The 758-nt window shown below is 62.8% G+C and carries 1 protein-coding gene; it reads right to left on the reverse strand.

Annotated features, from left to right (window positions below):
- A partial coding sequence (locus tag C448_RS07605) for a dihydroorotase (protein WP_004053461.1) occupies positions 1 to 758 on the reverse strand: 758 nt, incomplete at both ends.

Consider the following 758-nt stretch of genomic DNA (forward strand, 5'->3'; position numbering starts at 1 on the left):
GTCCCACCAGTTCTCGACGGTCTTGTCCGCGCGCGTGAACGCGTTGTGATCGGTCGAGACGACGCTCAATGCGCCGTTGTGTAGATGTTCAAAGAGGGCGTCCTGATCGGCGGGCGTCCGCAGCGGCGGTGCCATGATCGGGAGGCTGTCCTGTTCCTCGTAGGCCGATTCGTCGAGCGTCGTGTACTGGGTACAGGTCTCCCCGCGAACCCTGCTGCCGTCGTCCTGATAGCGCCCGAGGACGTCGGCGGCCTTCTCGCTGGTCGTGTGGATGCCGTAGTATTTCGCGCCCTGTTCCTGAGCCATGCGGACGGCGCTCTCGGCGGCCATCGCCTCGGCGTAGTCCGGGCGCGACTGTGGATAGTGTCGTGGGTGACTCTTTCCTTCGGCCTTCAATCGGGCTTCGAGGCGGTTGCAAACTGAAGCATCCTCGGTGTGGAGCACGGCGACGATCTCCTGATCGGCGACGTGCTCGAAGACGTGGTCCATGAACCCGTTCGAGAGCCCGATCTCGTAGGCGGTGAACATCTTCACCGACGTCACACCCTCGTCGATTACGTCTTCGAGTTCGTCGAACACTGTGGGATCCTCGCGCGTGATCGCCCCGTGCAGGCTGAAGTCGATCAGCGATTCCTGGCCTTTCTCCTTCTGGCGATGAACGGCTTCGAGCAGGGTGCCCTCTTCATCCCAGATGCTCAGATCCCCGGTCCAGGCTTCCCACGCGAAGTTGATGCAGCTGGTGATCCCGCCCAGCGCGG

This window comes from Halococcus morrhuae DSM 1307 (genome assembly GCF_000336695.1).
In the GTDB taxonomy this organism is placed as follows: Archaea; Halobacteriota; Halobacteria; order Halobacteriales; family Halococcaceae; genus Halococcus; species Halococcus morrhuae.